General features: G+C 62.8%; 42 protein-coding genes and 2 tRNA genes. 20 read left to right on the top strand and 24 right to left on the bottom strand.

Annotated features, from left to right (window positions below):
• Positions 1–603: 603 nt before the first annotated feature.
• A tRNA-Gly gene (locus EV664_RS10000) sits at positions 604–678 on the bottom strand.
• Between the two features lie 178 nt (positions 679–856).
• Here EV664_RS10000 and EV664_RS09995 point away from each other — a divergent pair.
• Together EV664_RS09995 and EV664_RS09990 are read left to right on the top strand one after the other, a co-directional pair.
• Complete coding sequence (locus EV664_RS09995; protein ID WP_133495584.1) at positions 857–1,762, top strand: tetratricopeptide repeat protein; 906 nt, start codon at positions 857–859, stop codon at positions 1,760–1,762.
• Positions 1,759–2,367, top strand: a complete 609-nt coding sequence (locus EV664_RS09990) for an LON peptidase substrate-binding domain-containing protein (RefSeq protein WP_133495553.1) — start codon at positions 1,759–1,761, stop codon at positions 2,365–2,367. Before EV664_RS09995 ends, EV664_RS09990 begins: the two co-directional genes overlap by 4 nt.
• A gap of 194 nt (positions 2,368–2,561) precedes the next feature.
• Here the strand turns inward: EV664_RS09990 and EV664_RS09985 are convergent.
• The 16 genes from EV664_RS09985 to EV664_RS09925 all read right to left on the bottom strand — a co-directional run bounded on the left by EV664_RS09985 (position 2,562) and on the right by EV664_RS09925 (position 8,568).
• Positions 2,562–2,635 (bottom strand) — tRNA-Gln (locus tag EV664_RS09985).
• 14 nt (positions 2,636–2,649) lie between these two features.
• Positions 2,650–3,027: a hypothetical protein gene (locus tag EV664_RS09980; protein WP_133495552.1), complete on the bottom strand. Its 378-nt coding sequence runs from the start codon at positions 3,025–3,027 to the stop codon at positions 2,650–2,652.
• Positions 3,024–4,337, bottom strand: a complete 1,314-nt coding sequence (locus EV664_RS09975) for a site-specific integrase (RefSeq protein WP_133495551.1) — start codon at positions 4,335–4,337, stop codon at positions 3,024–3,026. Before EV664_RS09975 ends, EV664_RS09980 begins: the two co-directional genes overlap by 4 nt.
• Positions 4,330–4,566 (bottom strand): hypothetical protein, encoded by a 237-nt coding sequence (locus EV664_RS09970; protein WP_133495550.1) that lies wholly within the window; start codon positions 4,564–4,566, stop codon positions 4,330–4,332. Before EV664_RS09970 ends, EV664_RS09975 begins: the two co-directional genes overlap by 8 nt.
• Positions 4,567–4,627: 61 nt before the next feature.
• Positions 4,628–4,819, bottom strand: a complete 192-nt coding sequence (locus EV664_RS09965) for a hypothetical protein (protein WP_133495549.1) — start codon at positions 4,817–4,819, stop codon at positions 4,628–4,630.
• Positions 4,819–5,058: a LuxR C-terminal-related transcriptional regulator gene (locus EV664_RS09960; protein WP_133495548.1), complete on the bottom strand. Its 240-nt coding sequence runs from the start codon at positions 5,056–5,058 to the stop codon at positions 4,819–4,821. Before EV664_RS09960 ends, EV664_RS09965 begins: the two co-directional genes overlap by 1 nt.
• A complete protein-coding gene (locus tag EV664_RS09955) occupies positions 5,055–6,209 on the bottom strand; it encodes a DUF5131 family protein (protein ID WP_133495547.1) in 1,155 nt (384 codons plus the stop codon). Before EV664_RS09955 ends, EV664_RS09960 begins: the two co-directional genes overlap by 4 nt.
• A gap of 11 nt (positions 6,210–6,220) precedes the next feature.
• Positions 6,221–6,493 carry a hypothetical protein gene (locus tag EV664_RS09950; protein WP_133495546.1) on the bottom strand — a complete coding sequence of 91 codons (273 nt, stop codon included), beginning with the start codon at positions 6,491–6,493 and terminating at the stop codon, positions 6,221–6,223.
• Position 6,494: 1 nt separating this feature from the next.
• Positions 6,495–6,707: a hypothetical protein gene (locus tag EV664_RS09945; protein ID WP_133495545.1), complete on the bottom strand. Its 213-nt coding sequence runs from the start codon at positions 6,705–6,707 to the stop codon at positions 6,495–6,497.
• Positions 6,704–6,838, bottom strand: coding sequence for a hypothetical protein (locus EV664_RS19655; protein ID WP_268237648.1), 135 nt, complete (start codon positions 6,836–6,838; stop codon positions 6,704–6,706). The genes EV664_RS09945 and EV664_RS19655 overlap by 4 nt, the downstream gene beginning before the upstream one ends.
• Entirely contained in the window at positions 6,835–7,017 is a 183-nt protein-coding gene (locus EV664_RS09940; RefSeq protein WP_133495544.1) for a hypothetical protein, read from the bottom strand. Before EV664_RS09940 ends, EV664_RS19655 begins: the two co-directional genes overlap by 4 nt.
• Positions 7,018–7,020: 3 nt before the next feature.
• Positions 7,021–7,155 carry a hypothetical protein gene (locus EV664_RS19650; RefSeq protein WP_268237649.1) on the bottom strand — a complete coding sequence of 45 codons (135 nt, stop codon included), beginning with the start codon at positions 7,153–7,155 and terminating at the stop codon, positions 7,021–7,023.
• Positions 7,152–7,283: a hypothetical protein gene (locus EV664_RS19645; protein WP_268237650.1), complete on the bottom strand. Its 132-nt coding sequence runs from the start codon at positions 7,281–7,283 to the stop codon at positions 7,152–7,154. The genes EV664_RS19650 and EV664_RS19645 overlap by 4 nt, the downstream gene beginning before the upstream one ends.
• Entirely contained in the window at positions 7,283–7,492 is a 210-nt protein-coding gene (locus EV664_RS09935) for a hypothetical protein (RefSeq protein WP_133495543.1), read from the bottom strand. Before EV664_RS09935 ends, EV664_RS19645 begins: the two co-directional genes overlap by 1 nt.
• Positions 7,492–7,935, bottom strand: coding sequence for a hypothetical protein (locus EV664_RS09930; RefSeq protein ID WP_133495542.1), 444 nt, complete (start codon positions 7,933–7,935; stop codon positions 7,492–7,494). Before EV664_RS09930 ends, EV664_RS09935 begins: the two co-directional genes overlap by 1 nt.
• 177 nt (positions 7,936–8,112) lie before the next feature.
• A complete protein-coding gene (locus EV664_RS09925) occupies positions 8,113–8,568 on the bottom strand; it encodes a helix-turn-helix domain-containing protein (protein WP_162848817.1) in 456 nt (151 codons plus the stop codon).
• Positions 8,569–8,646: 78 nt separating this feature from the next.
• Here EV664_RS09925 and EV664_RS09920 point away from each other — a divergent pair, with 78 nt between their 5' ends.
• Genes EV664_RS09920 through EV664_RS09880 form a run of 9 tightly spaced genes read left to right on the top strand, consistent with a single transcriptional unit; the run spans position 8,647 to position 13,977 of the window.
• Positions 8,647–8,886 (top strand): helix-turn-helix domain-containing protein, encoded by a 240-nt coding sequence (locus tag EV664_RS09920; RefSeq protein ID WP_133495540.1) that lies wholly within the window; start codon positions 8,647–8,649, stop codon positions 8,884–8,886.
• Positions 8,843–10,024: a CHC2 zinc finger domain-containing protein gene (locus EV664_RS09915; RefSeq protein ID WP_162848816.1), complete on the top strand. Its 1,182-nt coding sequence runs from the start codon at positions 8,843–8,845 to the stop codon at positions 10,022–10,024. The genes EV664_RS09920 and EV664_RS09915 overlap by 44 nt, the downstream gene beginning before the upstream one ends.
• A complete protein-coding gene (locus EV664_RS09910) occupies positions 10,021–10,245 on the top strand; it encodes a hypothetical protein (RefSeq protein WP_133495538.1) in 225 nt (74 codons plus the stop codon). The genes EV664_RS09915 and EV664_RS09910 overlap by 4 nt, the downstream gene beginning before the upstream one ends.
• Positions 10,242–10,451 (top strand): hypothetical protein, encoded by a 210-nt coding sequence (locus EV664_RS09905; RefSeq protein ID WP_133495537.1) that lies wholly within the window; start codon positions 10,242–10,244, stop codon positions 10,449–10,451. Before EV664_RS09910 ends, EV664_RS09905 begins: the two co-directional genes overlap by 4 nt.
• Positions 10,448–10,684 carry a hypothetical protein gene (locus EV664_RS09900; RefSeq protein ID WP_133495536.1) on the top strand — a complete coding sequence of 79 codons (237 nt, stop codon included), beginning with the start codon at positions 10,448–10,450 and terminating at the stop codon, positions 10,682–10,684. The genes EV664_RS09905 and EV664_RS09900 overlap by 4 nt, the downstream gene beginning before the upstream one ends.
• Positions 10,681–10,953, top strand: a complete 273-nt coding sequence (locus EV664_RS09895; RefSeq protein WP_133495535.1) for a hypothetical protein — start codon at positions 10,681–10,683, stop codon at positions 10,951–10,953. Before EV664_RS09900 ends, EV664_RS09895 begins: the two co-directional genes overlap by 4 nt.
• Positions 10,953–12,815: a hypothetical protein gene (locus EV664_RS09890; protein WP_133495534.1), complete on the top strand. Its 1,863-nt coding sequence runs from the start codon at positions 10,953–10,955 to the stop codon at positions 12,813–12,815. Before EV664_RS09895 ends, EV664_RS09890 begins: the two co-directional genes overlap by 1 nt.
• Entirely contained in the window at positions 12,812–13,264 is a 453-nt protein-coding gene (locus tag EV664_RS09885) for a hypothetical protein (RefSeq protein WP_133495533.1), read from the top strand. Before EV664_RS09890 ends, EV664_RS09885 begins: the two co-directional genes overlap by 4 nt.
• Positions 13,261–13,977 (top strand): methyltransferase, encoded by a 717-nt coding sequence (locus tag EV664_RS09880; protein WP_133495532.1) that lies wholly within the window; start codon positions 13,261–13,263, stop codon positions 13,975–13,977. Before EV664_RS09885 ends, EV664_RS09880 begins: the two co-directional genes overlap by 4 nt.
• 240 nt (positions 13,978–14,217) lie before the next feature.
• On the opposite strand, the gene EV664_RS09875 is transcribed toward EV664_RS09880, so the two are convergent.
• Both EV664_RS09875 and EV664_RS09870 read right to left on the bottom strand, forming a co-directional pair.
• Entirely contained in the window at positions 14,218–14,406 is a 189-nt protein-coding gene (locus EV664_RS09875) for a hypothetical protein (protein WP_133495531.1), read from the bottom strand.
• Positions 14,403–14,699, bottom strand: coding sequence for a hypothetical protein (locus EV664_RS09870; RefSeq protein WP_133495530.1), 297 nt, complete (start codon positions 14,697–14,699; stop codon positions 14,403–14,405). The genes EV664_RS09875 and EV664_RS09870 overlap by 4 nt, the downstream gene beginning before the upstream one ends.
• A gap of 76 nt (positions 14,700–14,775) precedes the next feature.
• Here EV664_RS09870 and EV664_RS09865 point away from each other — a divergent pair, with 76 nt between their 5' ends.
• Positions 14,776–15,138 (top strand): thermonuclease family protein, encoded by a 363-nt coding sequence (locus tag EV664_RS09865; protein WP_229668203.1) that lies wholly within the window; start codon positions 14,776–14,778, stop codon positions 15,136–15,138.
• The gene (locus EV664_RS09860) at positions 15,108–15,437 is read left to right on the top strand and encodes a hypothetical protein (RefSeq protein ID WP_133495528.1); all 330 of its coding nucleotides are present in this window, start codon (positions 15,108–15,110) and stop codon (positions 15,435–15,437) included. Before EV664_RS09865 ends, EV664_RS09860 begins: the two co-directional genes overlap by 31 nt.
• Before the next feature lie 39 nt (positions 15,438–15,476).
• Here the strand turns inward: EV664_RS09860 and EV664_RS09855 are convergent, their stop codons facing one another.
• From EV664_RS09855 to EV664_RS09840, 5 genes are all read right to left on the bottom strand, one after another.
• The gene (locus EV664_RS09855) at positions 15,477–15,839 is read right to left on the bottom strand and encodes a hypothetical protein (protein WP_133495527.1); all 363 of its coding nucleotides are present in this window, start codon (positions 15,837–15,839) and stop codon (positions 15,477–15,479) included.
• Positions 15,836–16,084, bottom strand: coding sequence for a hypothetical protein (locus EV664_RS09850; protein ID WP_133495526.1), 249 nt, complete (start codon positions 16,082–16,084; stop codon positions 15,836–15,838). The genes EV664_RS09855 and EV664_RS09850 overlap by 4 nt, the downstream gene beginning before the upstream one ends.
• 83 nt (positions 16,085–16,167) lie before the next feature.
• Positions 16,168–16,758 carry a hypothetical protein gene (locus EV664_RS09845; RefSeq protein ID WP_133495525.1) on the bottom strand — a complete coding sequence of 197 codons (591 nt, stop codon included), beginning with the start codon at positions 16,756–16,758 and terminating at the stop codon, positions 16,168–16,170.
• A 3-nt stretch (positions 16,759–16,761) separates the two neighbouring features.
• Positions 16,762–16,920 carry a hypothetical protein gene (locus EV664_RS19225; RefSeq protein WP_162848815.1) on the bottom strand — a complete coding sequence of 53 codons (159 nt, stop codon included), beginning with the start codon at positions 16,918–16,920 and terminating at the stop codon, positions 16,762–16,764.
• Positions 16,917–17,132: a hypothetical protein gene (locus EV664_RS09840; RefSeq protein WP_133495524.1), complete on the bottom strand. Its 216-nt coding sequence runs from the start codon at positions 17,130–17,132 to the stop codon at positions 16,917–16,919. The genes EV664_RS19225 and EV664_RS09840 overlap by 4 nt, the downstream gene beginning before the upstream one ends.
• Before the next feature lie 1,320 nt (positions 17,133–18,452).
• Here EV664_RS09840 and EV664_RS09835 point away from each other — a divergent pair.
• Genes EV664_RS09835 through EV664_RS09810 form a run of 7 tightly spaced genes read left to right on the top strand, consistent with a single transcriptional unit; the run spans position 18,453 to position 22,756 of the window.
• Positions 18,453–18,719, top strand: a complete 267-nt coding sequence (locus EV664_RS09835) for a hypothetical protein (RefSeq protein ID WP_133495523.1) — start codon at positions 18,453–18,455, stop codon at positions 18,717–18,719.
• A complete protein-coding gene (locus tag EV664_RS09830) occupies positions 18,716–19,003 on the top strand; it encodes a hypothetical protein (RefSeq protein ID WP_133495522.1) in 288 nt (95 codons plus the stop codon). The genes EV664_RS09835 and EV664_RS09830 overlap by 4 nt, the downstream gene beginning before the upstream one ends.
• The gene (locus tag EV664_RS19220) at positions 18,990–19,142 is read left to right on the top strand and encodes a hypothetical protein (RefSeq protein WP_162848814.1); all 153 of its coding nucleotides are present in this window, start codon (positions 18,990–18,992) and stop codon (positions 19,140–19,142) included. The genes EV664_RS09830 and EV664_RS19220 overlap by 14 nt, the downstream gene beginning before the upstream one ends.
• Positions 19,139–19,903, top strand: coding sequence for a hypothetical protein (locus EV664_RS09825; protein WP_133495521.1), 765 nt, complete (start codon positions 19,139–19,141; stop codon positions 19,901–19,903). Before EV664_RS19220 ends, EV664_RS09825 begins: the two co-directional genes overlap by 4 nt.
• A complete protein-coding gene (locus EV664_RS09820) occupies positions 19,887–21,752 on the top strand; it encodes a hypothetical protein (RefSeq protein ID WP_211338496.1) in 1,866 nt (621 codons plus the stop codon). Before EV664_RS09825 ends, EV664_RS09820 begins: the two co-directional genes overlap by 17 nt.
• Positions 21,753–21,764: 12 nt before the next feature.
• A complete protein-coding gene (locus tag EV664_RS09815; protein ID WP_133495519.1) occupies positions 21,765–21,998 on the top strand; it encodes a hypothetical protein in 234 nt (77 codons plus the stop codon).
• Between the two features lie 11 nt (positions 21,999–22,009).
• On the top strand, positions 22,010–22,756 hold the full coding sequence (locus EV664_RS09810) for a hypothetical protein (protein ID WP_133495518.1): 747 nt from the start codon (positions 22,010–22,012) through the stop codon (positions 22,754–22,756).
• The last annotated feature ends 9 nt before the right edge of the window (positions 22,757–22,765 follow it).

The raw sequence follows: 22,765 nt of genomic DNA, 5'->3' as shown, positions 1-22,765 counted from the left end.
GGTCGGTCTGAACAGGGTTCTCGACGGGTGTTTGCATCCGGTCCGGCCGTCCTGGCGCCTCGCTGGGGAATCGGCCGCAGCGCTATAGTAGCGCTACAGCGTAGATGTAGTGCTCATCATCGTCGGGCGTGGCCCGCCACTCTGTCTTTGTTTCCCGCCTGTACGCGCCCGCTAGCCGCTATCCCGGGCAAAGTCGCGCAGCGGTTTCCGCAGCAATGTCTGAGACTGCTCTTTGGCTGCAGGCATCGTACGCGGCCTGCGGCATTGCGGGCCGCTCATAAAGGGGCAGCCGCTCAGGCTACGGCCGTGCCCCAATGAGCTGCCGCAAGAATCAGGCAAAAGGTTCGGTTATCGGTGGAACGGGCTCGACCATAGCGGCAGCATGCTGAAGTTCCGCTCGTGTCAAAGCGCCTTGATGCCAAGGCACCGCGTTTGGTTCCTCTCGGGCACCATGCGAGCCTGACCCAAAAGCAATGCGTACCTCCCGGCGGTCAGCACTCGGCAAGGCGTTGCTCAGAGCATCAACCACAAAAGGGGAAAGCATCTGACCGGGACCGGGACTTCTGGCCCCACGGCCTTTAAATCACTATAGTGCTGGAAAACTGGAGCGGGCGAAGGGATTCGAACCCTCGACCCCAACCTTGGCAAGGTTGTGCTCTACCCCTGAGCTACGCCCGCTCTGGCGTGCCGTCCGAAGCGGACCGGCTGAAGTAAGGTGGCGGCCTCTAACACCGGGTTTCGGGTTCGACAAGCCCTATTTCACCTTTTTCGAAAAGACTTGGACTCGCCGGGGGAAGGCCCCACATTGCGGGCCTGATCGAACCGCCGGATATGAGGAGCGAGACACTTGGCAACGATGGGACTTGGCACGGCCGAGAAGGAAGCAGTCGAAGCGTTCCGCCGCGACGTGGTCGAACCGTCACGCACCAAATTGGTGATCCTCGATTTCTGGGCGGAATGGTGCGGGCCGTGCAAACAGCTTGCGCCGCTGCTTGAAAAGGTCGCGGCGGACTATGCCGATAAGGGCGTGGTGCTCGCCAAGATCGATGTCGACAAAAACGCCTTTATCGCCTCGCAATTTCAGGTGAAATCGATCCCCACCGTCTATGCGATGTTTCAGGGGCAGCTCGTCGCGGATCTTGGATCGGCGCGCACCGAATCGCAGCTCAAGCAGATGCTTGACCAGTTGCTCGGTCAGCTTCCGATCGAAAGCGAAGCGGGCGACCTTGCCGAACAGATCGCGCCGATGATCGAGATGGGCGAGCAGGCGCTGGCGCAAGGCGACGCGGAACAGGCGCTCGGCATTTTTTCTCAGATCGTCGCGGTCGCTCCCGATTCAGCGCCGGCGCAATCGGGGCTGATCCGTGCGATGATCCTCGCGAAGGATGTAGAGGGTGCGGAAGCCGCGCTCGCCGCCCTGCCCGACGATCTGCAAAAGGCGCCGGAAATCGAACGCGCCCGCGCCTCGCTCTCGCTGACGCGCGATACATCGGGGTCGGATGCCAATATGGCCGGGCTGGAAGCGGCGGTGGCTGCTTCGCCCGACGACTATCAGGCGCGCTACGACCTTGCCAATGCGCAGATGGCGGCTGGCATGCGCGAGCAGGCGGCGGACAATCTGCTCGCCATCATCGCGGCTGAAAAGGACTGGCAGGAGGGCGCCGCGCGGCAGCAATTGCTGAAGCTGTTCGAAGTGGTAGGGCTGGAAGACCCTTGGGTGGCGCAGACGCGCCGCCGCCTGTCGCAAACGCTGTTCGGATGACGAGCAGGCTGCCGGTCTTTCCGCTGGGCGGGGCATTGTTATTCCCGCGCATGCATTTGCCGCTGCATATTTTCGAACCGCGCTATCGCGCGATGGTGTCCGAATCGCTTGCCCGCGACCGGCGGATCGGGATGGTTCAGCCGCGTGAAGCCGGCGAAATGCCCGCGCTGTTCGAAATCGGCTGTGTGGGGAAGATCATCGATGTCGAAACGGTCGAGGACGGACGGTTCAATATCGTGCTGGAAGGGCTCGCACGGTTCCGGATCGCGCGCGAGCTCGGTGTTCCCACGCCCTTTCGTCAGGTCGAGGCGGAGCTGATCGAAGAGGGTGAGCCGCAAATCCTGTCGATCGCTGAACGCTCAGCGATCGAGATGGAGGCGCGCCATTTCGCCGATGCACATGGCTATGCCGTCGACTGGGAGGGCGTATCGCGGCTCGACGATGAAAGCCTGGTCAACGGCATTGCGCAGATCGCCCCGTTCGACATCGCATCGAAACAGGCGCTGCTGGAAAGCGACAAGCTGCGCGATCGGGCCGATCTGGTGGTGCAGCTGATGCAGTTTTTCGGCCGGCATGGCGATGACGAGATCGGGACGTTGCAATAAGCGCCAGCACCGGATCGCGTCCGGTCCCTTGCCGAACGTGGCGATGATCCGGTAAGCGCGGGCCGCTGCTACGAGCATCAGAAAAGAGGGCAGGTATCAATGCACCGTCCGCCATCTGCGGACGAGCAACGCGCAGAGCGATGCCGCTGCCCGAACACCGAATCGATGCGGGCGGTGAGATACCGGATTTATGATGGATGCCCCGCGTGGATTCGAACCACGATTGACGGAGTCAGAGTCCGTAGTCTTGCCATTAGACGACGGGGCAACGAGGTGGCGGCTCTAACGCCCGGTTTTACTGCGGTCAAGGGGGTTAGTGCCGTCGCCGTGCGACATATTTTTTGTCGCACGTGCGACATAATCCGGCGAATCGATTCGCTCAGCCGTCATTATCAGGCGATAGGGACGCCTGCTTTCGAGTAGAATCAGCTGGTCAATGATAGGGCGGCGTGCCAGCTCGTAGCTTTCGTACAGGTGGGCCAAGTGGTGACGTTCCGGCTCCGCGCCATCGCGGTGGCGGCTATCCGCATCCGCAACGCTGGCGTGCGCTCTTGCTATGCGCGGTGCATAGTCGCTGGCGATCTTTTCCAGTTCGCCCTTCAGAAAATTGGCGTACTCTTCAGCAGTCTCTGGCAAGGCTCCCAGTTCCTTCGTAATCACGCGGATTGCTCCTTTCCGGGTTCGGCGTCGCGTTCGGCCTGGCGCATGACTGCCATTGCCATCCCTTCGGCTGCGGCGCGGGTGTCGCGGGGGAGATAGGTCGCGAGGATTTTCCGCGTCTGATCGATGCTGTGGCCGCTGATCGCGGCGATCAGGGTATCCGGCACGCCAAGGTCACGCATCCAGCACATGCCCGACCGGCGCAGATCCCGGAACTGAACGCCGCGAAGCCGTTTCGCGCAGTCGATCAGCGTCCATGCAAGGTCGCTGTCATGCTCGGCACGCGCGGCCCATACGGCGCGGACGACGCGGCGCAGGGCATAATCAGCGACGCGGCGGAAATCGCGCTGGAACGTTTTTTCGTGGCACGCGCCCCCGCCCTCGCCCTTTGATATAAGATAGGTACGCACCACGGCGCGCGATGCGTCAGGGAGCCGACCAGCCATCTGACGTTCCAAGGCGGCGCGCGCGACGGGGACGAGCGGGATGGAGATTTGCGTATGCGTCTTTCCCTGTTCCAAGGAAATGCCCAGCACGCGGCCATCGGGACCGGCGAGCGCTCCGCGCGCTTCGGCGGTAAGGTCGCGAATCGGTCGCATGGCAAAGCGGGTGGTGGCGAGGAGATCGCCCTCGCGCTGCGTCGTGTAGAAGCCTAGAACGCAGCCGATGGCGGTGTGGTGATAGCCCAGCTTTTCCGCGCTCGCCAGCAGCCAAGGCAAGTCATCATGGACGATGCGTTTCTTGCGCGGGCGTGGTTGTTTAATGTCGATCGACGCTGCCGGGTTTTCTTTGATTATTCTGCCATCGATTCCCCGGATCATATTGGCTTTTATTGCCCAACTGAGCAACAATCGCAGAACGCGCAGCTTTGCAGCGGCGGTGTAGGCGCTATCGTTCTCATAGACCCCGTTGCGCAGATCGAGGACAAGATCGCGATCGATGTCGCGGACAGGCAGGGTGCCGTCCATCGCCCATCCACTAAGAAATTCGAGCCGCGAGCTGTATTCGCGCTGTGTCGAGGGGGCAAGGTCGGCAAACGCCTTGCTGTCGCGGTAGCGGGTAACGAGTTCGGCGAAGCGGACGATGCGCGGCATTGCGGGCGCGCTGATCGTCGTTCCCGATTTCCATTCGGCGACCTGCCGGTTGAGCGCCATCGCTTCGGCCACGGCAAGCGCTTCGTCGGTACCGAGTTTGCGGTTGGTGAAGCTACCGGAATCGCGCAGGGTCTTGCTGGGTTTCCAGTGAAAGACGGTCGTTCCATCGGCAAGCCGCTGTTCGAACAGGCGCGGGATTTGGCGTTTTTTAGGCATCGGCGCGATCCTCGGCCAGTTTGCGCAGTTTGGCGCATAATACGGGATCGTCGCAGCGATCGGCGGCGTCGCGCAGCACGCCCGGCGGGACGGGCGATGCGCCGGAATAGAAGCGGTCGAGCGCGCGCGGGGACATGTCGAGCGCATCCGCCGCATCCTGTTTGCCGGGCTGGGCCAGCATCCATGTGCGAAAGGCATTGCGCCTGCGTTTGTCGATCGGGGAAAGCATGAATCGGCCTCCTATGCCGGTTTCGCCGCCGCATGGTGCGGCGGCTTTGGGTTGTGGTCAATCAGAACGGCAGGTCGTTGTCATCGATGACCTGACTGTCGTCCGTCAAAGCAAGGCGCGCGCCCTCATAAGCTGCGCCCCAAAGCTTGGCGACATGGCCAGTGCAGGAATACGCGCGCGCGCCGGGCTGTTGACTGCGATAGCGCGGCTCTACCCGGTCTGCGATGGCGCAGCACCTTTGATTGATTTCCATCACCGAAACCTCCCACCACTGGCGGCGCAGCGTGCGGCGAGTTCGTTGCTGGCGCGGACGATCGCGGCATTGATGCGAAGGTCGGTCGCGGCGCTGTAGCGGTATTTTGCCAGCACGTTGCGGACATAGCCGGGCGACACATCGAGACGGCGGGCGATGCAATCGTTGTCCACGCCGTCCGCTTCCAGATCGAGGATCTCCGTTTCGCGTTCCGTGAGGCCGTGGCCCTCGCGGCTCATGACGGCATCCCATCATGCTGCGCCCCGTCGAGAAACCGACCGGACTTCTTCTTGCCGATCGCCATCATCGTCATCGCTTTCGAACCCTGCTCGAATGCCGGACGCTCGAACATCGCCCTGCCCTCGAAGCGATCGGCATTCCAATGCAACACGCACTCGGCGACCTTGCGGCGACGCATTGCATTGGGATCGTGTTCCGGGGCCGGATCATAACAGGCGTCGATTGCCTCTTCCGACATTTCGCAGACCGGAGCCCATTCCCCCCATTGCTTGAAGAAGTACGGCACGCTTGCCGACGCGCATTGATCGCGCAGTGAGCGCGCCCATGCGGGATGCATAGGTCGGGCCGTCTTCCCGCTTTCTCCGCCAACGATAACCCAACCGATAGCGCCGGTGACGCCGGTGAAGTCGCAGAGAGTGCAGCATTCATAAGCCCCGGTGCTGGGGTCCATCGTAACGCCATCACGCGCATTCGCGCAGATAAGCCATTCTTCGAGATCGACCGGACCAAGCAAAGGCTCGCACGACAGGAAGCGAACAGCCGCTGGCGTTTCGACCAGATCGGGAATCCGCTCGTCCGCCGCGCGCTGATCCTCGACCGACACGCCCAGCCAGACATTCGGGAGCGGCCAAGCTGCAGCTTCCGGCTGCTCTTCCTGACCTCGTTCGATCAACGCAGCAAAGGCCTGTGAAAAGGCTACCAACTTATCGCCAGCCCATTCCAACAACAGGCGCGCGACGCGGACTGGCGTATTCCAGTCTTTGGCGTAGCGCATCGCGCGCCCCGACCGCTTCGTCAGCACCTGAAACCGATGGTGCGGGCACAACGCCATCACGGCGAACACGCGGTCAATCCATTCGTCGGGCACGCCTTCATGAAACAGGTCGCCATGCGCGCAGACGAAGATGGTGCGCGGGCGCTTCCAGCGCAGCGGCTGATCGAGCCATTGCTCGTTGAACCGCACCTGCCCGTTCCAGACCGGCCCGGACTTGGTGTCCTGCGTCAGCCCTTCGCGCGAGGGGTGATGCTTCATCCGCGTGCCTGCGAGTTTCATGGCATAGCAGTTGGTGCAGCCAGCGCTAACGACCGAACAGCCGGTAACCGGGTTCCATGTTGCGTCGGTCCATTCGATAGAAGTGTGGTCAGCCATTCGGCTTCTCCCTAATCGCGTTCGCCGAGCAGGCGGGCGGTGTTTTGGTAGGTGGCGGGGGCGCGCGACTGGCGGCGCGCCTTCATGAAGGTTCCTGCGGCGCGGACCCATTGGCGGTACGCGATCATGCGGCGCGGGCGGGCGAACCATGCGTTCAGAATGCCGCCGCGAATTTCGGCCGGCAGTGCGGCGTAGCAGCGGCGGCACAGGCGATGGCCCTTTGGCCGGTCATGGGTGCAGCCGGGGACGACGCATCGGGGCGACTGGCTGCGCCGCGGGCTCATGTCAGCCCAGCCCGGCGCGGCGTTCGAGTTCGGCGACCCATTCGCGCGCCTTTGGCAGCTGGCGTTCCGCGCGGCGGCGGCGCTGATCGCGGTTATGGTCGAGCCGTTCGAATTCGTTCAGCTGTGCGATCGTCCAGGGCGTGCGCTGCGCCTCCAGCTCGGCAAGGCGTGCCTCCTGCCGCGCCACGTCCATGGGGCAGGCGCGGCGGCTCACCGTTTTTCCCCGTAGTAGCGCGGCCAGCGGGTGTAGAATTCGAGCCAGACGGTCGTGCCGTTGTCGAGCTTCTTCGGCAACCACGCGAATTTGCGCTGAACGCGCGAGCGGGATTTGCGATGGAACCTCATGACTGTTCCTTTCTGGTTTCGGGGGACAAGGCCCAGACGATGGACAGGGCCAGTTCCAGCGCTTCGTCCTCGCTGACCTTCCCGACGGTGCCGTCCGACAGGACGATGAACATGGACCGGTCGCGTTCGCGCCAGATGGCGGTGGGCGAGATCGGGCGTGGGAGCGTTTCGGTTGCCATCGGTCAGGCTCCGATTGCGGCGAGCAGGAAGCCGAGCGCGACAAAGGCGAAGCCGTACATGGCGATCCGGACACGGCGGGCGCGGCGGCGGCGCAGAACGCCGGGCAGCGGTTCGGCGAAGGGCGGCGGCGGCATCATGGCACCACCACCATCAGCGCGGTTGCGATCATGCCGAGCGCACCCCCGATCGCAACGCAGGCGATGGCCCTTGCGAAGCGATTGAGCGCATCGATCGCGCGCGGATCGTCGAGAGAGTCCGGGCGCATTACCGGACACCCCGGCAATGGGGGCAGTCGGTCGTAATGACCTTTGCCCTGCCCGATGCTGTGCCAATGAACCGAGCGGGTGCCATGCCGCTGCCGAGGCAATAGCGGCAGACCGGCGCGTTGCGCAGCTTGCGCCCGATTTCCAGCCCGATGACCGCACCGTTGATCATCCCCGCGCCGATCAGCGCTATGATGTTGAGGGGGTCCATCAGCCGCGCCCCATTCCGGCCGCACGGCGGGCCATTTCTTCGCGCGTGCTTTGCGAAACGCCGGGCGGGGGCAGCGACGACTGCCCCCGCTGGCGGCTTTCCAGCCACGCATCCATTTCGCCCGCATCCCAACGGCTTTTGCGAACGATCGCGCGGGGGCCGGTGATCGGCTTTCCCTTTTCGTGGCGCGGGGTTTTGGGGAGCGGCATGCCGTTATGCGCAGCCTCCACCCGAAGCGCATCGATGATCGTGCGGATTTCGAAATGGGCGAGGCCGAGCGGGCGGGCGACATCGCCCAGCCCATATTCACCGCCCCGCCCGCCCGAAGAGGGCAGTGAACGGGCGGACGGGACGGACCGGCACGGGACCGGGGGGAGCAAAACCGTGCCGGGATCGGGAGCGCGACGCCGTTTGGCGTCGGTAATCGGGGTGACATTGCCCATGATTGTGCCTCACTGGTGAATTTCGACTCGCCGGAAATATCCCCCACAGGGACATTCTGGCAAGTGGAAATTATCCCCAGCAGGGACATTTTGTTTTCGGGGCGCAAAAAAGCCGCATCGAAACCGGGATCGATGCGGCGGTTTGCGCGGCCCGCGCCGTCGCGCGCGGGCTATCGATCAGGCGCGGTTTTTCTGATCGTCCTTGGCGTTCACATCGCGAAGCGCGGGCTTTTGCGCGGGTCCGGCGTCATAGCTGCGCGCCCCTTCCGCAACGTGGCGCATCATAGCGACGGCGCGTTCATCGCCCGACCGCATAGCGGCGAGAACCGAATCCACGACTTCCTGTTCCTCATCCGACAAAGAGTAAGGATTATCCTTGGTTGTAAGCATCTGTGCCAGCGGGACACCAAGGAAATCGGCGATGCGGCGTAGCTGCACATCGTAAATGGGCCGTTCGCCGGTTTCCCATCGCCCGATCTGCTGATGTGCGTACCCCAGCGCCTCGCCCAGCTCCACCTGCGTATAGGCCTTGCCCCGGCGCTGCTTACCGATCGCGATGCGCAATTCCCGGATGCGGTTGGGTGGATTGTCGAGTTTCTTAGCCATTCCGGGGAATTGAAGTAGCTGGCCCATCGTCACCATTCCTTTTTTTGGTGCATTTTTTTACGCACGCTATTGCTAAAATGTCCCTGTGAGGGATATTTGCCAATAATGATGACGCTCGCCGGATACAAGATCAGGTGCTTTCGAACGGATCGACCGAGAAAGCTAAGCCGCGACGAACTGGGCCGCATGATCGGCGTGCCCCGCAGCACCATCACGGGATGGGAAATCGAGGGTAAGCGGGCCAAGCCCGACCTGATGAACGAACTCGCGCGGCGCGAGATATGCAGCCATGCGGACTGGTATGAACCGGCTCCCGTCGAAGAACCGGCACTGGCGCGGCGGTAAGGCGATGACGCTTCCCCCCATCGATCCGGCGGAGTTGCAGCGGCGTGCCGAGGCCGTGCGCAGCCGCGTCCGGCTGTCGTCGATCATCGGTATCGAGGTGAAGCTGGAACAGCGCGGGGCGGAGCATCTGGGGCTGTGCCCGTTCCACCACGATACGAAGGTGGGCAGCTTTACCGTCAATGACGAAAAGGCGTTCTACCACTGTTTTGCATGTGGGGCGCATGGCGACGTCTTCACGTATCTGGAGGTGCGCAAGGGCATCAGCTTCATGAGCGCGCTTCGCCAGTTGGAGAGCGAACAGGGCATCGATTTTCGCGACGCGAAGCAACAGGCGCAATTCGATGCGGAGGCCAAGCGCCGGGCGCGCGAGGCAGCGGAGAAGATCGAAAAGACGCGGCGGCAGGCGATCGGCATCTGGCAGAGCGGCCCGGAATTGAGCCGCGACAATCCGGCAGCGCTGTACCTGAACGGTCGGGGCATCGATTTCGCGGTGTTCGGCAAATATCCCGGCGCGCTGCGATACCGGCACGATTGCTGGAACAGAGAATTGCGGCGCGGCATCCCGGCGATGCTGGCGCAGATGATCCTGCCCGGTGTCGGCCATGTCGCGACGCATCGCACCTATCTGGAATATCACCGGGGCGTGTGGCGCAAAGCGCCGCTGGATGAGCCGAAGATGATCCTCGGCCGCTTCACGGGTGCGCATATCCCGCTGCTGAAAGGCAATCGGAGCCGGGCGACGCTGGCCGATATTCCGCCTGAGGTCGAACCGTTCGCGGGTGAAGGCATCGAAAACTGCCTGAGCGTCGGCATGGCCGACCCCGGTTTGCGGATCGTCGCGGCGGCGACGCTGGAGAATCTGGGCGCGCTGGTGCTGGGTAACCAGACGCGGGCGCTGACCCTGATCCACGACAATGACGATGAAGTGCGCGCGTTTCGCGTGCGCCAGGCGCTGGCGCGCGGCGATGAAGCCGAAGCGGCGAAGCATGAACGCGCCGCCGCCCAGATCGATCGCACGAAGGAACGCGTCATCGCGAAGCATCAGGAGGCGGGGCGGCGGGTGCGCGGCATCTGGCCCGGCCCCGGTTTCAAGGATTTCAACGACGAACTGCGCGGTGTGCGCATGGAGGACGTATGAGCGATTTTATCCAAGGCGCTATTTTGGCGGCGATAAAGGCGGAGGCCGAAAGGATCGTCACTGAAGAGGTCGAGAACGCACAGTGTCGGGTATCGGAACGCCTGTCACAGGTTGCCCCTGCGGTCGCCATGGCGGTGTTTCGTGATTTCGATATTCACAAAGATCGGGATCGCCTGACCATATCAGTGCGAAATGACCTTCATCGGGTGCCCTCGGCATGAGCCGCGCGGAAAATGATGCGCTGATTATGCGCGCGATCCGCGACACGATGCAGTCGCGCAAGATACCGACACAGCGAATCGATGCCGCCGTTGATGCGGCGCGGCGGTCGCTGGACGATTGCGCGGTCGGTGGGCGTGATCTGGTCTATTCGACCCGCCGCGCGGTCGATGCGGCGATTCTGACGATGGCGGGGATTACGGCGTGATCGATCGGATCGCTTATCTGACGATGCGCGGCGTCGTCTTCGCCTATAAAATCGCGCTGATCGTTGCGGCTGCTTCCATCTGCGGGCTGATCGCATGGAAGGTGTTCGGTGCGAACGATCTGCAACTGGGCATCGTACTGGGGGGCGTTACCTTTTCGTGGAGGCAATGGGGGCCAGCGTGGATGCGCGCGGCCAACCGTTACGAACGCAAGTGCCGCGAGGCGCGGCCATGAGCGGCTTTGCATGGACCTGCGAACGCGATCGCGAATTGATCGACGGGCTGCGCGATGGGCTGTCGATGCGGGAATGTAGCCTGTATCTGGGCTGCACCGAAAGCGAGGCGTGGGCGCGGCATCGGTTTTTGACCAAGCGCCCGGCCCGCCCCGACCCGGCGCGCGTGCCCCGGCCCGTATTCGTCGCGCATCCTGACCGGATCGATATTCGCAATGCGCCCAGCATGATGGAAGCGCGCGCCGCCGAATGGGCGAAGCGGAGCGATTGATGGCAAGCGGGGGGCTGGACAGTGTGCGCCAGAGCGCGAGCAAACCGGTCGATGCGCCGGATTTGCGCAAGAAAAAGGGGGATGCGAGCGCGCAATATGACATGCCGTTCCTGCCCGCCGATGCGCCGATCCAGCCATTGGGGATAAGCGGCCTGCGCCTGTATCTGCTCGACAGTTCGCAGCAACTGATCTGCTGCGACACCAAATTGGGTAAGAACGATATCCTGTTGATGGTCGGTGACGAGAGCTGGCTGGAACATCATTATCCGCAGCGCAACAAGGATGGCGACGTTACCGGGTGGGACCAGAAAAAGAGCAGCGCGGCGATCGTGCTGGCGTGCCGGTCCCGCAAAATCTTCAAACCGCAGGGCCGTGTGTTCGGGCGCGGCGCGCATCGGCAGGGGCTGGACGAAGAGCTTGTCCTGCACATGGGCAATCGCGTCATGGTGGCCGGCGCGGCCGACCTGAAAGGACGCCCCGGCCCGTTGATCGAGTATCCTGCAGGGCGCGTCGGCGAACGCTATTATCCCGCGCAGGAAGCGTTGCCCGCGCCGTCGTCGGAATCGAGCACGCGCGAAGAGGCGGGCCAGCTGCTCGACCTGTTGCGGCAATGGTATTGGACCGAGCCGCACGCCGCGCCGCTGCTGGCGCTGGGCATGGTGGCGCAGATGTATATTTGCGGGGCGCTGGGCTGGCGGTCGCATATGTGGCTGGTCGGCCCGACGGCGGCGGGCAAATCGAGCCTGCAAAAGCTGTATCGCGCGCTGCTGTCCGATTGGTGCCTGCATACCGAGGACGCGAGCGAAGCGGCCATTCGGCAGGTGCTGGGCGACGATACGTTGCCGGTGATGATCGATGAGGCGGAGGCCGACGATAACCCGGAGAAGCAACGCGCGATCCTGAACCTTGCCAAAAAGGCGTCGTCGGGCGCGAAGATGTATCGCGGGAGCGCCGACCACAAGGCGCAGGAATTCACCGCGCAAAGCTGTTTCCTGTTTTCGTCGGTGCTGCATTCGATCGCCAAGGGCGAAGAGCGCAACCGTATGGCGATTCTGGAAATGCGGCAGGTGCCGCCGCGCAAGGCGGACGATCAGTGGACGCCCCCCGATTTGAAGAAATGGGGCGCGATCGGGCGGCGGATGCACCGGCGGATGATCGAGCAATGGCCGCGCTTTGACGAAACGCTGACCGATTATAAGCGCGTGATTGCCAGCCATGGGCTGGAAGGGCGCTGGCAGGACACATTCGGCACGCTGCTGGCCTGTGCCGACTGCCTGATGTTCGATCGGGCACCGGGGCGCGAAAGCGAAGCGAATGCCGAACATGGCCGCGAACAGGAATGGGTTCGCCTGATCCTGCCGATGATGGCGCGGGGCAAGGCAGAGGCGCAAACCGACGATCAGCGCTGCATCCAGCATTTGCTGTATCAGACGATCCCCGGCGCGCATGGCGCGGCACCGGAGACGATCGCGCAGCACATCACCAACGCGATGACGCCCGATGCGCAGTTCGACGATGCGCTGACCAAGGCGGGCGAACAGTCGCGCCACCGGCTGAAGCAATATGGCCTGCGCCTGATCGAATTGCAGCACGGGTCGGACGGCGAGCCGCTGCCGAAGCTGGCGGGCGAGCCGCTGCCCGGTTCATGGGCTTCGGCGTATCTGGCGCTTGCCTATCCCACCTGTGCGCCGCTGGTCGGCCTGTTCGAGCGCACCGAGTGGAACAAGAGCGGGTATCTGCAATCGCTGGGCAAGGTGGAAGGCGCGGTTCGCGGCCTGAAAATGCGGTTCGTCAATGGCGCGGGGGCGGACAATGCGATTGCGATCCCGCTGTCGGTTATTCGGGGAGGCGATGAGGAATGACGGAGCTTCTGCCGCTGGATGTGTGGATCCCGATCCTCGACGGTGATCCGATTGCTGCGGCTATTTACAATCGGCACTATTCCAGCGAGCGCAGCCGCGCGCGTCGTCTCGATAGGGGCACGTTGCTAATCATCGGCCCCGGACAAAAATTACTACTTTCTACCCCCTGCCGCCGTGCTCTGTTGGCTTGGCGGGTTTTTCTGGACGATACGGGACAGAGAGGTGTGAATTGTGCAGTGTTCAGCAACAGCGGCGCAGGCCTGTCCTCCGATTTGATCCGAGCAGCTGATGCTATCGCCGATCGAAAATGGCCGGATACGCGCCATTATACTTACGTCGACCCTGCAAAGGTAAGTGCGAACCCCGGCTATTGTTTCAAGATGGCTGGTTGGCAGTTCTGCGGACGCACAAAATCACGCGGCCTCCATATTTTAGAGCGCGTGTTATGAACACCCCGAACCGGTCCACGGCGGTCATGCAGCGGCGCTGCGTTGCGCCGGATGAGCTGGACGATTTCCCGACGCCGCCATGGGCGACGCGGGCGGTGTTGCGCTGGCTGGCCGAACGGTCGCTGGCGCATCGCGCGATGACGTGCCGCGAGCCCGCCGCGAACCGTGGGTATATGGTCAAGCCACTGGCCGAATTCTTCGCGTCGGTCGATGCGAGCGACGTTCACGATTACGGCGTGGGGTTTCCGGTTCGTGATTACCTGTTCGGCGCTGCGCCCTATCCGGTCGACTGGACATTCTGCAACCCGCCCTTTCGCCTGGCAGAGCAATTCATCGCGCGGGCGCGCGACACGAGCCGCGCGGGCGTGGCGATGATCCTGCGCGGGGCGTTTGAGGAAGGGACAGGCCGTTATGAGCGCCTCTATTCGCGCACACCGCCCGATTTCAAGCTGGTGTTCACCGAACGGGTCGTGATGCTGCGCGGGCGGTTGGTGCGCGCAGGCGAGGTCGATCCGTTTGCCGAGAAGCCGGGAACCAAGGCCAGCACCGCCACGAGCTACAATGTCTTTATCTGGTTGACGGATGGCGACGGCGATACGCGGGTACGCTGGATACCGCCGTGCCGGTTGGAGATGGAGCGGGAGGGCGATTATCCTGATTATGGAATAATGGCTGCAAATAAGGGCTCGCCGGGTCTATTCGCAACAAGTTGAAGCGCTGCAAACCCGCTAATTAGGTTGGGAATATGGGCGATCGGGCTAATAAGAGTTGATCACTTCTTGTTCTGCGCCTTTTCGGGTCTATGCTGATCGGCGCAGGGGTCGAACTGGTCGACCCCATAACGCTACAGGAGGTCTTCCCCAAATGTCTGCCAACGACGTGATCGCCCTACTTGGGGTAATGATCGCGTTTGCTCTGCTGATCCTTAAGATCGTAGAGATTTGCCGCCCGGATCACAGCGGCTGAAACGCAAAGAGCCCCGGACGCTGGAACGTCCGGGGCTCAATATCGATGGCCTTGCCCTTCGATGTCTGCGTGTCTGATGTTATAATCGTGTTCATTGAATGCAAAGTTAATTCTACATTTTGTCCAAAACTACGATCATCGATGCGACCGACTTCAATCTGAAATTCATCGATCAATGTTGCATCCTGCGGCGATCGATGGCGTCCCAGCGGATATCGTCAGCATCGTCGTACAAGTGATACCACCAGCAACCTGTTGAATAATCAAAGACATTCCACCCGTTGCACCCCGGCGTGAGGCGGCAGCGGCAGCGGCGGTGCAGGAGCGAATAGTCCTCCCCGACCCGCCGGGCGAGCGCCGCCACATCGATCGGCCGGGTCGCTTCACAGGAGCGGCAGCGTGCGCGGACCTCACAAGCGTTCAGCATCGCGCCGAGGCTCTGGACCCATGAAGGAATGATTCGCGCCATGTCCCGGTGAGAGCATGGCGCAGCGGTTGTAGGAAAGTGGTTTGTGGATCGCCCGGACCCGTGGCAGGCTGTGCGCATGATTGCCGCCGCGCTTCTTACGCTTTGCGCCCCATCGGTCGCCGTCGACGGAGACACGATCAAGGATTGCAACGGAAAGTTATGGCGACTCGCACGGATCGACGCTCCGGAGACGCATGGATGCCGGAAGGGACGCCGATGTGCGCCCGGCGATGGGAAAGCGAGTAAGGCGGCGCTGGCGCGGATGATTCGCGGCAGGGCGGTTCGATGCCGGATCGTGGATGCCCTGCCCGACCGGCCCGGTTTCCAGTCGCGCGATCCTTATGGCCGTCCGGTGGTGCGATGCTGGGCCGGTGGGGTCGAGCTGGGACCGGCGATGCTGCGCGGCGGGTGGGCGGTTCGCTGGCCTATCGAGCGTTGACAGGGCGGGGCGTCAATATGACAGAATTCATGATGTTACTGGCGGCTGTGGTCGGCATTGGCCGTGCGTTCGAACGAATTGGCCAAAACCCCGACACTATCGAGCGTCAACGAATAACGCTTTTGCTGCTGGTGATATTCTGGCTGATCTGTGCGGCGGCGGATGCGGAAAGCTGGCGCGGCTTTCTCTATGAAGCCTTTGCCCCGTTCGGCGCATATCTCGCCGCGCGTGCGATCACAGAGCCATTCGCGCCGCGCCTCATAAGACTGAAACAGCGCGGCGTCTTTCGCGGCGAATAGCGCCCGCTTTGCAAATACCGACGCGATTGCGATCGGTGATTAGCGCAACGTGTCTAGCCATGCGAGGATCGCGCGCGCGTCGGCGCTGGCCTCGATGCCGATCCCGCCGCGCATTTCCTGCACCGCGTGAAACAGCGCGGCGTCGCGGCTTTCGGCGAACTTGCCCCATTTCTCCCCGACCCGGTAGGATCGCCCGCTATTCACGGCCTGCCAGCTGGTCGACCACATCCAAAGCCCGGCATGATGGCGGTGCAGCTCGATGCGCGCGCGGTGCCATGCCATGCGCGGGTGTGGAAGGGTTAGCGTTTCATCCACTTCGCCCTGTACCACCTTGCCGTGTGGTTTGACCGGGCGGCGGATGGCGGGCGCGGTGGCGGCGGCGAACAGGTCGAGCTGGGTCATCCCAAGCACTCCCCGCCGCAATCGGGTTGGTGGCAGGTCGCGCACTGGTCCGCCCAGTCGACATTCCAGCTTCCAAAATCGGCGGTGTCGCCGGGCTGAACGTCATCGGGCGCGGACATTCGGGATTGGGCGGCGATCGTCTCGGCCTGCGCAAGTGCAGCGTCGCGGTCGCTTGCCTCAATCTCGCGCGTGAAAAACTCGGTTTCGACGACTTCGCGCCAGATGCGGACTTGAAATTTCGGCATGTTGTCGGCCTCCTTTTGCCGGTTTCGTGCCAGTGGCGGCACCTTGAGCGCGCCGGGCGGTGCCCGACGCGCTGGGGGTGGCGTCAGTGATAGCTGCTCACGAAGTCCGCGCCGTAGGTTGGGACGCCGCCGACCATGGTGGGCGTTTCCAGTGTGGCGAGGTGATGTTTATAGCGGGGCTCACGGAAGCCGTATGGCTGCGCCAGCACGCGGTGGGGTTCGCTGATATAGCTCCCCGGCAGCGGTACGACCTTTCCTGCGAGCCATTGGGTTTCGACATATTCGGTCGCGATTTCGCGCACGATCAGGTGCTTTCCGCGCACTTCGACAACCTCGTAATATTCGCGGTTGGTCTGATCGTAGCCCCAACAGGTGCTGAAAATCTGGCCGACCTTGTACGGGTTCTGCCATGCGCTGCGCTCGGCGCGTTTTTTCGCGCGCTCCGCCTCGTGGCGCTGGATCGCGGCGAAGAAGCCCCGGACCCGCTTTTCGCGCGCAGCGTCGTTCGCGAAATAGAAGTTCCATGCGGGCTTTTGCGCCTTGCCCTGAAACGCGACGGCATGGGGACGCCCCCGGCTATCGTTCCAGATGTACGCCACGGCGCTGCTATGCTTGTCGCGGACGCACAGTGCGTTGGCAGGATGATAGAAATGACGTTCGTGCTTGTTGCGCATCGGTCAGGCCCTCCCGGCGAGCGTGGCGCGGATGCGGAACGGTCCGACGCTGGCGCGGCGATCCTCGATCACGCGGGTTGCGAAGCCCTGCGCCGCCAGCTGGGCGGCGCGCCATTCGGCGAGGGCGCGGGTGGCGATGTTGGTTTCGGTGAGCATGTTCACGCCTCCCCGACCCAGCCCGCGAAACGGGCATGGCGTTCGACCGCGCGGCGGGCGGTGTCGGCGCTGGCATAGGCGACGCGACCGGCGAAGCCCGCGCCGCGTGTGACAAAGCGGCCCGCGTGGCGTCCGCGCTTAAGCTGTTCGATTTTGACGGTATCGGGACCATAGGTTCCCGCGATTTCGCCGGTGGCGATGATCTTGCGATCTGACATTGTTCGGCCTCCTTGCCGGTTTCGCGTCACCCGGGTAGGTGCGCTATAAATGTCCCTAGCGGGGACAATATGGTTCCGTCAAGTGGGAAATTGAGCTACGCGGCGCGTAGCTCAACAAATAAAGGAATTCAGCCGCGCAGCGCCGCGTAAGCGGCGCGGTGCGCGCGGCTGTCATCATCGTCGCGCCCTGCTCTCTCGGCCTCTCTTGGCGCTCTCTCCGCCTCATGGCACCCTCACCCTGACCCATATTGGCGAAGCAGAATTTGAGCCGAATTTTGATGGTGCGATCGGGTCCGGGGGCGTTCTGCGGGTTCTGTAGCGGATTTGCGAATTATCCTTATTTATCAGTTGTTTGGTGACTGCGTTCCAATGTTCTGTTCTGGCGGAGCGTTCGGGCGATGTGTGAGCGCGCGCATCATGTGCAGGCGCGTGGAACATCTGGAACGGGCGGAACGGCGCGCAAATACGTCTCTTTTCTGTTCTATCGTTAGAACATTTAGAACGTTAAAGGGCGGGGCTTGGCAAAATGTCCCTGTCGGGTGTATTCCGTCACGCCATGGCTAACCGTGGCTCCAGCGCATCGAATATTAAAAGGGGCGGATATTCTCGATCCGTCGCCGGAGGGGTGTCGCGTCGGGGCGCGGGCGCGGTCTGTGGGAATTTTTTCGGCCTGATCGGCGCTAATCGGCGTCGGCGCATCCCGATGTTGGCGCTTTGGGGGCATCAGGCCGGGCGGGTCGAGGCCGGTTGCGTACCGCCTCGGCCCGTTTCCGAAAGTGACGGTTTTCTGCGGTTTTTCGACGGCGCTTCGGGCTATGTCGCACAGCGCTATGTCGCACGGCGCAGTGAACGCCGCAGAAATGCGCCGTTTTTTGTGCCTCGTCTTCTAATCGCCAATCTGACGACACGGCGCGCTGGATCGATCGAGGGCGGGGGGTGGTCGATCGGCGGAGCCGATCGCGCAGACCCCCCGTTCCCCCTTTTGCCGATCGCATCTGCCCTCCAGGCGGGTCGCGCAGGCCGGGAGCGGAGTTGTGAAAACTTCCCGGTCGCTATCCGGATTGAGGCCGAAACGGCCCTTTCTCTATCTGAAAGTCCTTCCGACGCCGGTTCTCGGGCGCGAAATTCTCATTGGCACATGGGGTCGGGGGAAACGCTTCACCCGCGCGGCCTGAATTCAGGCGGAAACCGGGCGGAATCCAGCAGCGATGCAACGGGTCGGGGTGTCGTGGGGCATGTGGTTCCCGATGCTGGCTTGTCGAGGACGCTACGCCTGCGCCGGAATCGTGTCAACGCGGTTGCGCCCAAAGGAAATGCGGCATGAGCGGCGCGGCTAGTCTGGCGATCTGGGCGCTGGTGAGCGTCGGCCCGGCGATATCGCTGGGCAAGGCAATCGCGTGGCACAATTCTGACACACGGATAACCCGGAGGGGCGTCTGGTACGGCTCGCAAGGCCCCCAGCGGCAAGGCGTTGGCCCTGCCCCAGCGGCGCAAAGCGCGCGCCCCGTATTCAGCGCAAGCCGGGCGGCGGACAATCCGGTCCGTCGCCCGTGGCTGCGCCTCCTGATCCAGTTCGAGGGCGTATGAGCGAGCAAGCCAAGCCTGTGGCGGAAAAACGCCACATGACGGATGCCGAGGAATTCGACCGCATTTGGGCGGTCTGCCAAGCAGCGGAGATTGTTGGGTTTGAAAGACTTGCGAAGGCCGCAGGTATGAACCCGCGCACGTTCCGGTCGCATACCAATGTCGAGCGGACGATGCCCGATACGACGCTGATCGCGGCTGCAAATGGATTGGATGCGATCTGTGCGGACCTTCAAGCGCGGGCGTCGAAGATGCGCAAGCTGGCGGGTGTCGATGGCGCGGAATGATCGCCCGGCCAATGATCTGAACGCGATCGAGCGCGTCGCGCTGCGCCTCGTTTGTCTGGCAGTGCTGTATCCGTCGCTGCGTCCGCTGATCTATCCGATCTCGGCTTGGCTAAAATGGCGAGTTGAGCGGCGCGGGTGAGCGAAGAATCCGCCCTGATGCGCGATATGCGCGAGTTTTCGGGAACGCCGGGGAAGATGCTTGGCGCGGAGGTGGATGCCGAGCAGCTTGACCTGCTGCGGAACCCGGAAACGGGGAAACTGCCCGCCAATACGTTCCGCGTTGCGCGTCGCAAGGCGCGCACCGGCCCCGGTCGCCCGCCCGGCGCGGGCAACAAGAAATCCGAGGCGCTCGCCAAGCTGATCGTTCACAAATATGGCGATCCGGTCGAAGCGATGGCGGCGATGTACGCGATGCCGCTCGATCAGTTGGTCGAATTGCTGCTGATCGCCGACGGAAGCGGCGGACGCGAACACGAGCTGTTCGAAATCGCGCGCAAAACGCAGGCGCTGCTGGATCGCGCGCTGGACGGCGAAGCGGGACCGCTGAGCGAAAAGCAAATCGAACGGCTGACCGAACTTGCCGCCAAGATGGACGGGCTTACCCAGTCGTTGAAATCGAAGCCGGGCGAACTGGCGTTGAAGGCGATGATCGCGCAGCGCGACGCGGCGAAAGAAGTCGCGCAATACGTCCATAGCAAGCGCCCGATCGCGGTCGATATGACGCGGCGTCATGACGTGATCCTGAATATTCCCGGCCTCACCGATGTCGAGCACTTGGCTGAGATGACTGAGTCCGGGGAATTGACCGAGGACGATCTGGCGCGTCTGGAATTCGCCGATTTCTCCGAAGTGTCCGATCCTGACGCCAAGCCTGCCGATGGTGATGACGATGCAGGTTAAACGCGTCCTGACTAATGCGCTGGCGATGCTGGCGGCGGCGTCGACTATCACCCTGCCGCTGCTGGATGCGTGCGCAGAGGCCATCGTTGAAGCAAAGCCGCTGCGCAGCGCGAACGAATTGACGGTCGAGCAACACCGGCAGGTCAAGGAAGCCGACCGGATCATCGAAAAGCTGGCGCTGTTCGATCTGGAAAAGGTCGCGGCGGACGCCAAGCCGCGCTACGCGAACCTGATCGCCGCATCGCGCGGCCTGACAATGGGGTTCGTCGGCCCGGTTGCGCATAAATTCCGCACCGATCGGTCGGCGGTCAGCGTCATCATGGGGCCGTATGGGTCGGCCAAAACCACGACCTGTTTCCAGAAAATCCTGAATTCGGCGATGTGGCAGCCCAAAGGGCCGGATGGCGTTCGGCGGGCCCGCTGGGCCGTGGTGCGCGATACCTGGGCGCATCTGGAAAAGAACGTCCTTGCCGACTGGTTCATGTGGTTTCCGAAAACCAAGGAAAACTGGAACGAAACGAAGAAGATTCACAAGATCAGCATCGCGATCCCGCTGAAAGGGGGGAAGGTCGATCATCTTGAAATCGAAATGCTGTTCGTCGCGGTCGGCGATCAGAGCGCGGAAGAGCTGTTCAAGGGGTTGCAGCTAACCGGGCTGTGGCTGAACGAAATGGATACGCTGCACCGCGACGTGTTCAAGTTCGGTTTCCCGCGCGTCGGTCGCTATCGCCCGCCGGGCACGCCGCTGGGCGGATGGTCCGGGATGATCGGCGATATGAATGCGCCGGCAGAGGATAACTGGACCTACGATTTCTGCGTAAATCGGAACATCGGGGTTTCCGACGCACAGATGGAGGTATTCCGCCGCGAGTTCGGCGAGAATTTCCGCATCCGGTTCCATCGCCAGCCCGGAGGCACGGAAGCCGGGGCGGAAAATCTGCGCAACCTGCCGCCCGGTTATTATCAGCGGATGATGATCGGCATGTCGGAAGGCGACAAGCGCCGGTTCATCGACAATAAATTCGGCGCGGTGCGGGACGGCAACCCGGTCTATTCGCAGTATAACGACGAACGGCATTGCGTGGCGGATATGCCCGCCGACCCGAATCTGCCGATCCATGTCGGGCTGGACGGCGGCAACACGCCCGCCGCAGTTTTCGGCCAAAAAACCTTGCGCGGCCAGATCCGCATCATCGACGAATGCGTCGTGTATCAGCCCGGCAACGATCAGGTGTTGCAGGGGCTGGGCGCGAAGGAATTCGGGCAGGTCGTCGGCAAATACTGGAACGAGCATTATGCCGGGTTCCAGCTTGGCGCAGTGAATTGGGCCGATCCCAGTGCGTGGTTCGGTGACAGCGATGCCAATGCCGAGGATCGGGCATGGATCATCAAATTCGTGGCTGGCTTCAACGAAGCCGCCATCGGCGTGAAGATGAAGATGAAGCCCGCGCCGGTGAAACGGAACCTGATCGGGCCGCGACTGGAAGCGGTTCGCGACGTGCTGCGCAACGTCAATGACGATGCGCCCGCCTATGTGATTTCCGATCGCTGCAAGGTGCTGCGCGAGGGCTTTAATCGCGGCTATGTCGTGACGCGCGTGCAGTATTCGACCGGCGGCGGTCGATGGAAAGACGAGCCACTGAAAAACGATTTCAGCCATGTCCACGACGCCAATCAATATCTCGTTCTCGGCCTGACCAAATATGACGGTTGGGAAGATGCCGATAAGCGCCTGCGCGATCGGCACAATGCCGCGCGTCGCCGGGGCAAGGTCGATTTCGGCAACAGCCCGTTCGCGCCGCGTGCGGCGAACGACAATGCGCCCGTGCGGCGCCAGATCGCAGCATGAGGGGGAACTGATATGGCGGGGGATATCCTGAAAATTGCGCTGTCGCCGATCGGGGCGGTGGCGGGCGTGTTCAACAAGCCCAAAGCGCCCAAGCCGGTGTTGCCGCAACCGACCGCGACGCCGCGCAGCAATTCGCTGGTCGCCGACGCCATCGCGAGCCGTCGGGGGAGCGCGGACAACCAACGCACGGGAAGCCGGGGGGCTGAATCCACGACGACGAAGAAAAACACCCTGATGGGCCAATGATGGAGGCACCCATGGACGACAAGACGACGACTTTCGACCTGCCCGAACTGCTGAAAGGCAATGTCGAGGCGATTACCGGCAAGCTGCCCGAAATGACCGACGACGAACTGGCGGCGCTGGCCGGTCTGGAAAAGAAGGGCGACAAGCGTGTCACCCTGCAACGCGAGATCGAGCAGGAGCAGGCGTGCCGCAAACGGATCGCCGATGCGCTGGAAACGCGCGACGCGGAAGTCGCCAAGGATATCGCCGCGACCGAAAGCGCCCATGCCAAGGCGTTGAAGGCCAAGGATACCACGATCACCGATCTGACCGAGCAGTTGCGAGGTGAGCAGTTCCGCCGCACTGCGGCCGAAGCGGCGGTGGCCGGACCTGCGCAGACAATGTCGCTGCGCGTCGCCGATGCGATCGAACTGGACCCCGATGCCGAAGCGCCCGCGCTCTATGCGCTGACCGAAGCAACGCAGGTGGTGCTGGCCGATGAAAACGGCGTGTCGTTCCGCGATCTGCCGCCGCTGGAATTCCACCCCGACGCCTATGAACCGAGCGGCGACCGGGTGAAGCTGGTCAAGGATATCGTCATCGAGCCGGGTATCCCGGAGACGGGTATCTGCAAGGCGTTCCTGATGGCTGGCGACAAGGCGGTGGGCGTTGCCGATCTGGTGAGCCGTTTCCCCGGCGGCGGCGGGCGCACCGCGAAAATCTCTGCGGGCACGTTCCTGTTCACCGGCGCGCGCAGCACGACGAAGAGCGCGGCCTGATCGACGGCG

The organism is Stakelama pacifica (assembly GCF_004361835.1).
GTDB lineage: Bacteria > Pseudomonadota > Alphaproteobacteria > Sphingomonadales > Sphingomonadaceae > Sphingomonas > Sphingomonas pacifica.
The sequence above is the reverse complement of the archived record's forward strand: the minus strand, read 5'-3'. Positions and strand labels throughout refer to the sequence as shown.

Excerpts from the sequence above, each read along its gene's own strand:
- EV664_RS09995 (WP_133495584.1), top strand. The coding sequence starts at position 857 with ATGGGACTTGGCACGGCCGAGAAGGAAGCAGTCGAAGCGTTCCGCCGC.
- EV664_RS09990 (WP_133495553.1), top strand. The coding sequence starts at position 1,759 with ATGACGAGCAGGCTGCCGGTCTTTCCGCTGGGCGGGGCATTGTTATTC.
- EV664_RS09975 (WP_133495551.1), bottom strand. The coding sequence starts at position 4,337 with ATGCCTAAAAAACGCCAAATCCCGCGCCTGTTCGAACAGCGGCTTGCC.
- EV664_RS09970 (WP_133495550.1), bottom strand. The coding sequence starts at position 4,566 with ATGCTTTCCCCGATCGACAAACGCAGGCGCAATGCCTTTCGCACATGG.
- EV664_RS09965 (WP_133495549.1), bottom strand. The coding sequence starts at position 4,819 with ATGGAAATCAATCAAAGGTGCTGCGCCATCGCAGACCGGGTAGAGCCG.
- EV664_RS09960 (WP_133495548.1), bottom strand. The coding sequence starts at position 5,058 with ATGAGCCGCGAGGGCCACGGCCTCACGGAACGCGAAACGGAGATCCTC.
- EV664_RS09955 (WP_133495547.1), bottom strand. The coding sequence starts at position 6,209 with ATGGCTGACCACACTTCTATCGAATGGACCGACGCAACATGGAACCCG.
- EV664_RS09950 (WP_133495546.1), bottom strand. The coding sequence starts at position 6,493 with ATGAGCCCGCGGCGCAGCCAGTCGCCCCGATGCGTCGTCCCCGGCTGC.
- EV664_RS19655 (WP_268237648.1), bottom strand. The coding sequence starts at position 6,838 with ATGAGGTTCCATCGCAAATCCCGCTCGCGCGTTCAGCGCAAATTCGCG.
- EV664_RS09940 (WP_133495544.1), bottom strand. The coding sequence starts at position 7,017 with ATGGCAACCGAAACGCTCCCACGCCCGATCTCGCCCACCGCCATCTGG.
- EV664_RS19650 (WP_268237649.1), bottom strand. The coding sequence starts at position 7,155 with ATGATGCCGCCGCCGCCCTTCGCCGAACCGCTGCCCGGCGTTCTGCGC.
- EV664_RS19645 (WP_268237650.1), bottom strand. The coding sequence starts at position 7,283 with ATGCGCCCGGACTCTCTCGACGATCCGCGCGCGATCGATGCGCTCAAT.
- EV664_RS09935 (WP_133495543.1), bottom strand. The coding sequence starts at position 7,492 with ATGGACCCCCTCAACATCATAGCGCTGATCGGCGCGGGGATGATCAAC.
- EV664_RS09930 (WP_133495542.1), bottom strand. The coding sequence starts at position 7,935 with ATGGGCAATGTCACCCCGATTACCGACGCCAAACGGCGTCGCGCTCCC.
- EV664_RS09925 (WP_162848817.1), bottom strand. The coding sequence starts at position 8,568 with ATGGGCCAGCTACTTCAATTCCCCGGAATGGCTAAGAAACTCGACAAT.
- EV664_RS09920 (WP_133495540.1), top strand. The coding sequence starts at position 8,647 with ATGATGACGCTCGCCGGATACAAGATCAGGTGCTTTCGAACGGATCGA.
- EV664_RS09915 (WP_162848816.1), top strand. The coding sequence starts at position 8,843 with ATGAACCGGCTCCCGTCGAAGAACCGGCACTGGCGCGGCGGTAAGGCG.
- EV664_RS09910 (WP_133495538.1), top strand. The coding sequence starts at position 10,021 with ATGAGCGATTTTATCCAAGGCGCTATTTTGGCGGCGATAAAGGCGGAG.
- EV664_RS09905 (WP_133495537.1), top strand. The coding sequence starts at position 10,242 with ATGAGCCGCGCGGAAAATGATGCGCTGATTATGCGCGCGATCCGCGAC.
- EV664_RS09895 (WP_133495535.1), top strand. The coding sequence starts at position 10,681 with ATGAGCGGCTTTGCATGGACCTGCGAACGCGATCGCGAATTGATCGAC.
- EV664_RS09890 (WP_133495534.1), top strand. The coding sequence starts at position 10,953 with ATGGCAAGCGGGGGGCTGGACAGTGTGCGCCAGAGCGCGAGCAAACCG.
- EV664_RS09885 (WP_133495533.1), top strand. The coding sequence starts at position 12,812 with ATGACGGAGCTTCTGCCGCTGGATGTGTGGATCCCGATCCTCGACGGT.
- EV664_RS09880 (WP_133495532.1), top strand. The coding sequence starts at position 13,261 with ATGAACACCCCGAACCGGTCCACGGCGGTCATGCAGCGGCGCTGCGTT.
- EV664_RS09870 (WP_133495530.1), bottom strand. The coding sequence starts at position 14,699 with ATGGCGCGAATCATTCCTTCATGGGTCCAGAGCCTCGGCGCGATGCTG.
- EV664_RS09865 (WP_229668203.1), top strand. The coding sequence starts at position 14,776 with ATGATTGCCGCCGCGCTTCTTACGCTTTGCGCCCCATCGGTCGCCGTC.
- EV664_RS09855 (WP_133495527.1), bottom strand. The coding sequence starts at position 15,839 with ATGACCCAGCTCGACCTGTTCGCCGCCGCCACCGCGCCCGCCATCCGC.
- EV664_RS09850 (WP_133495526.1), bottom strand. The coding sequence starts at position 16,084 with ATGCCGAAATTTCAAGTCCGCATCTGGCGCGAAGTCGTCGAAACCGAG.
- EV664_RS09845 (WP_133495525.1), bottom strand. The coding sequence starts at position 16,758 with ATGCGCAACAAGCACGAACGTCATTTCTATCATCCTGCCAACGCACTG.
- EV664_RS09840 (WP_133495524.1), bottom strand. The coding sequence starts at position 17,132 with ATGTCAGATCGCAAGATCATCGCCACCGGCGAAATCGCGGGAACCTAT.
- EV664_RS09835 (WP_133495523.1), top strand. The coding sequence starts at position 18,453 with ATGAGCGGCGCGGCTAGTCTGGCGATCTGGGCGCTGGTGAGCGTCGGC.
- EV664_RS09830 (WP_133495522.1), top strand. The coding sequence starts at position 18,716 with ATGAGCGAGCAAGCCAAGCCTGTGGCGGAAAAACGCCACATGACGGAT.
- EV664_RS19220 (WP_162848814.1), top strand. The coding sequence starts at position 18,990 with ATGGCGCGGAATGATCGCCCGGCCAATGATCTGAACGCGATCGAGCGC.
- EV664_RS09820 (WP_211338496.1), top strand. The coding sequence starts at position 19,887 with ATGACGATGCAGGTTAAACGCGTCCTGACTAATGCGCTGGCGATGCTG.
- EV664_RS09815 (WP_133495519.1), top strand. The coding sequence starts at position 21,765 with ATGGCGGGGGATATCCTGAAAATTGCGCTGTCGCCGATCGGGGCGGTG.
- EV664_RS09810 (WP_133495518.1), top strand. The coding sequence starts at position 22,010 with ATGGACGACAAGACGACGACTTTCGACCTGCCCGAACTGCTGAAAGGC.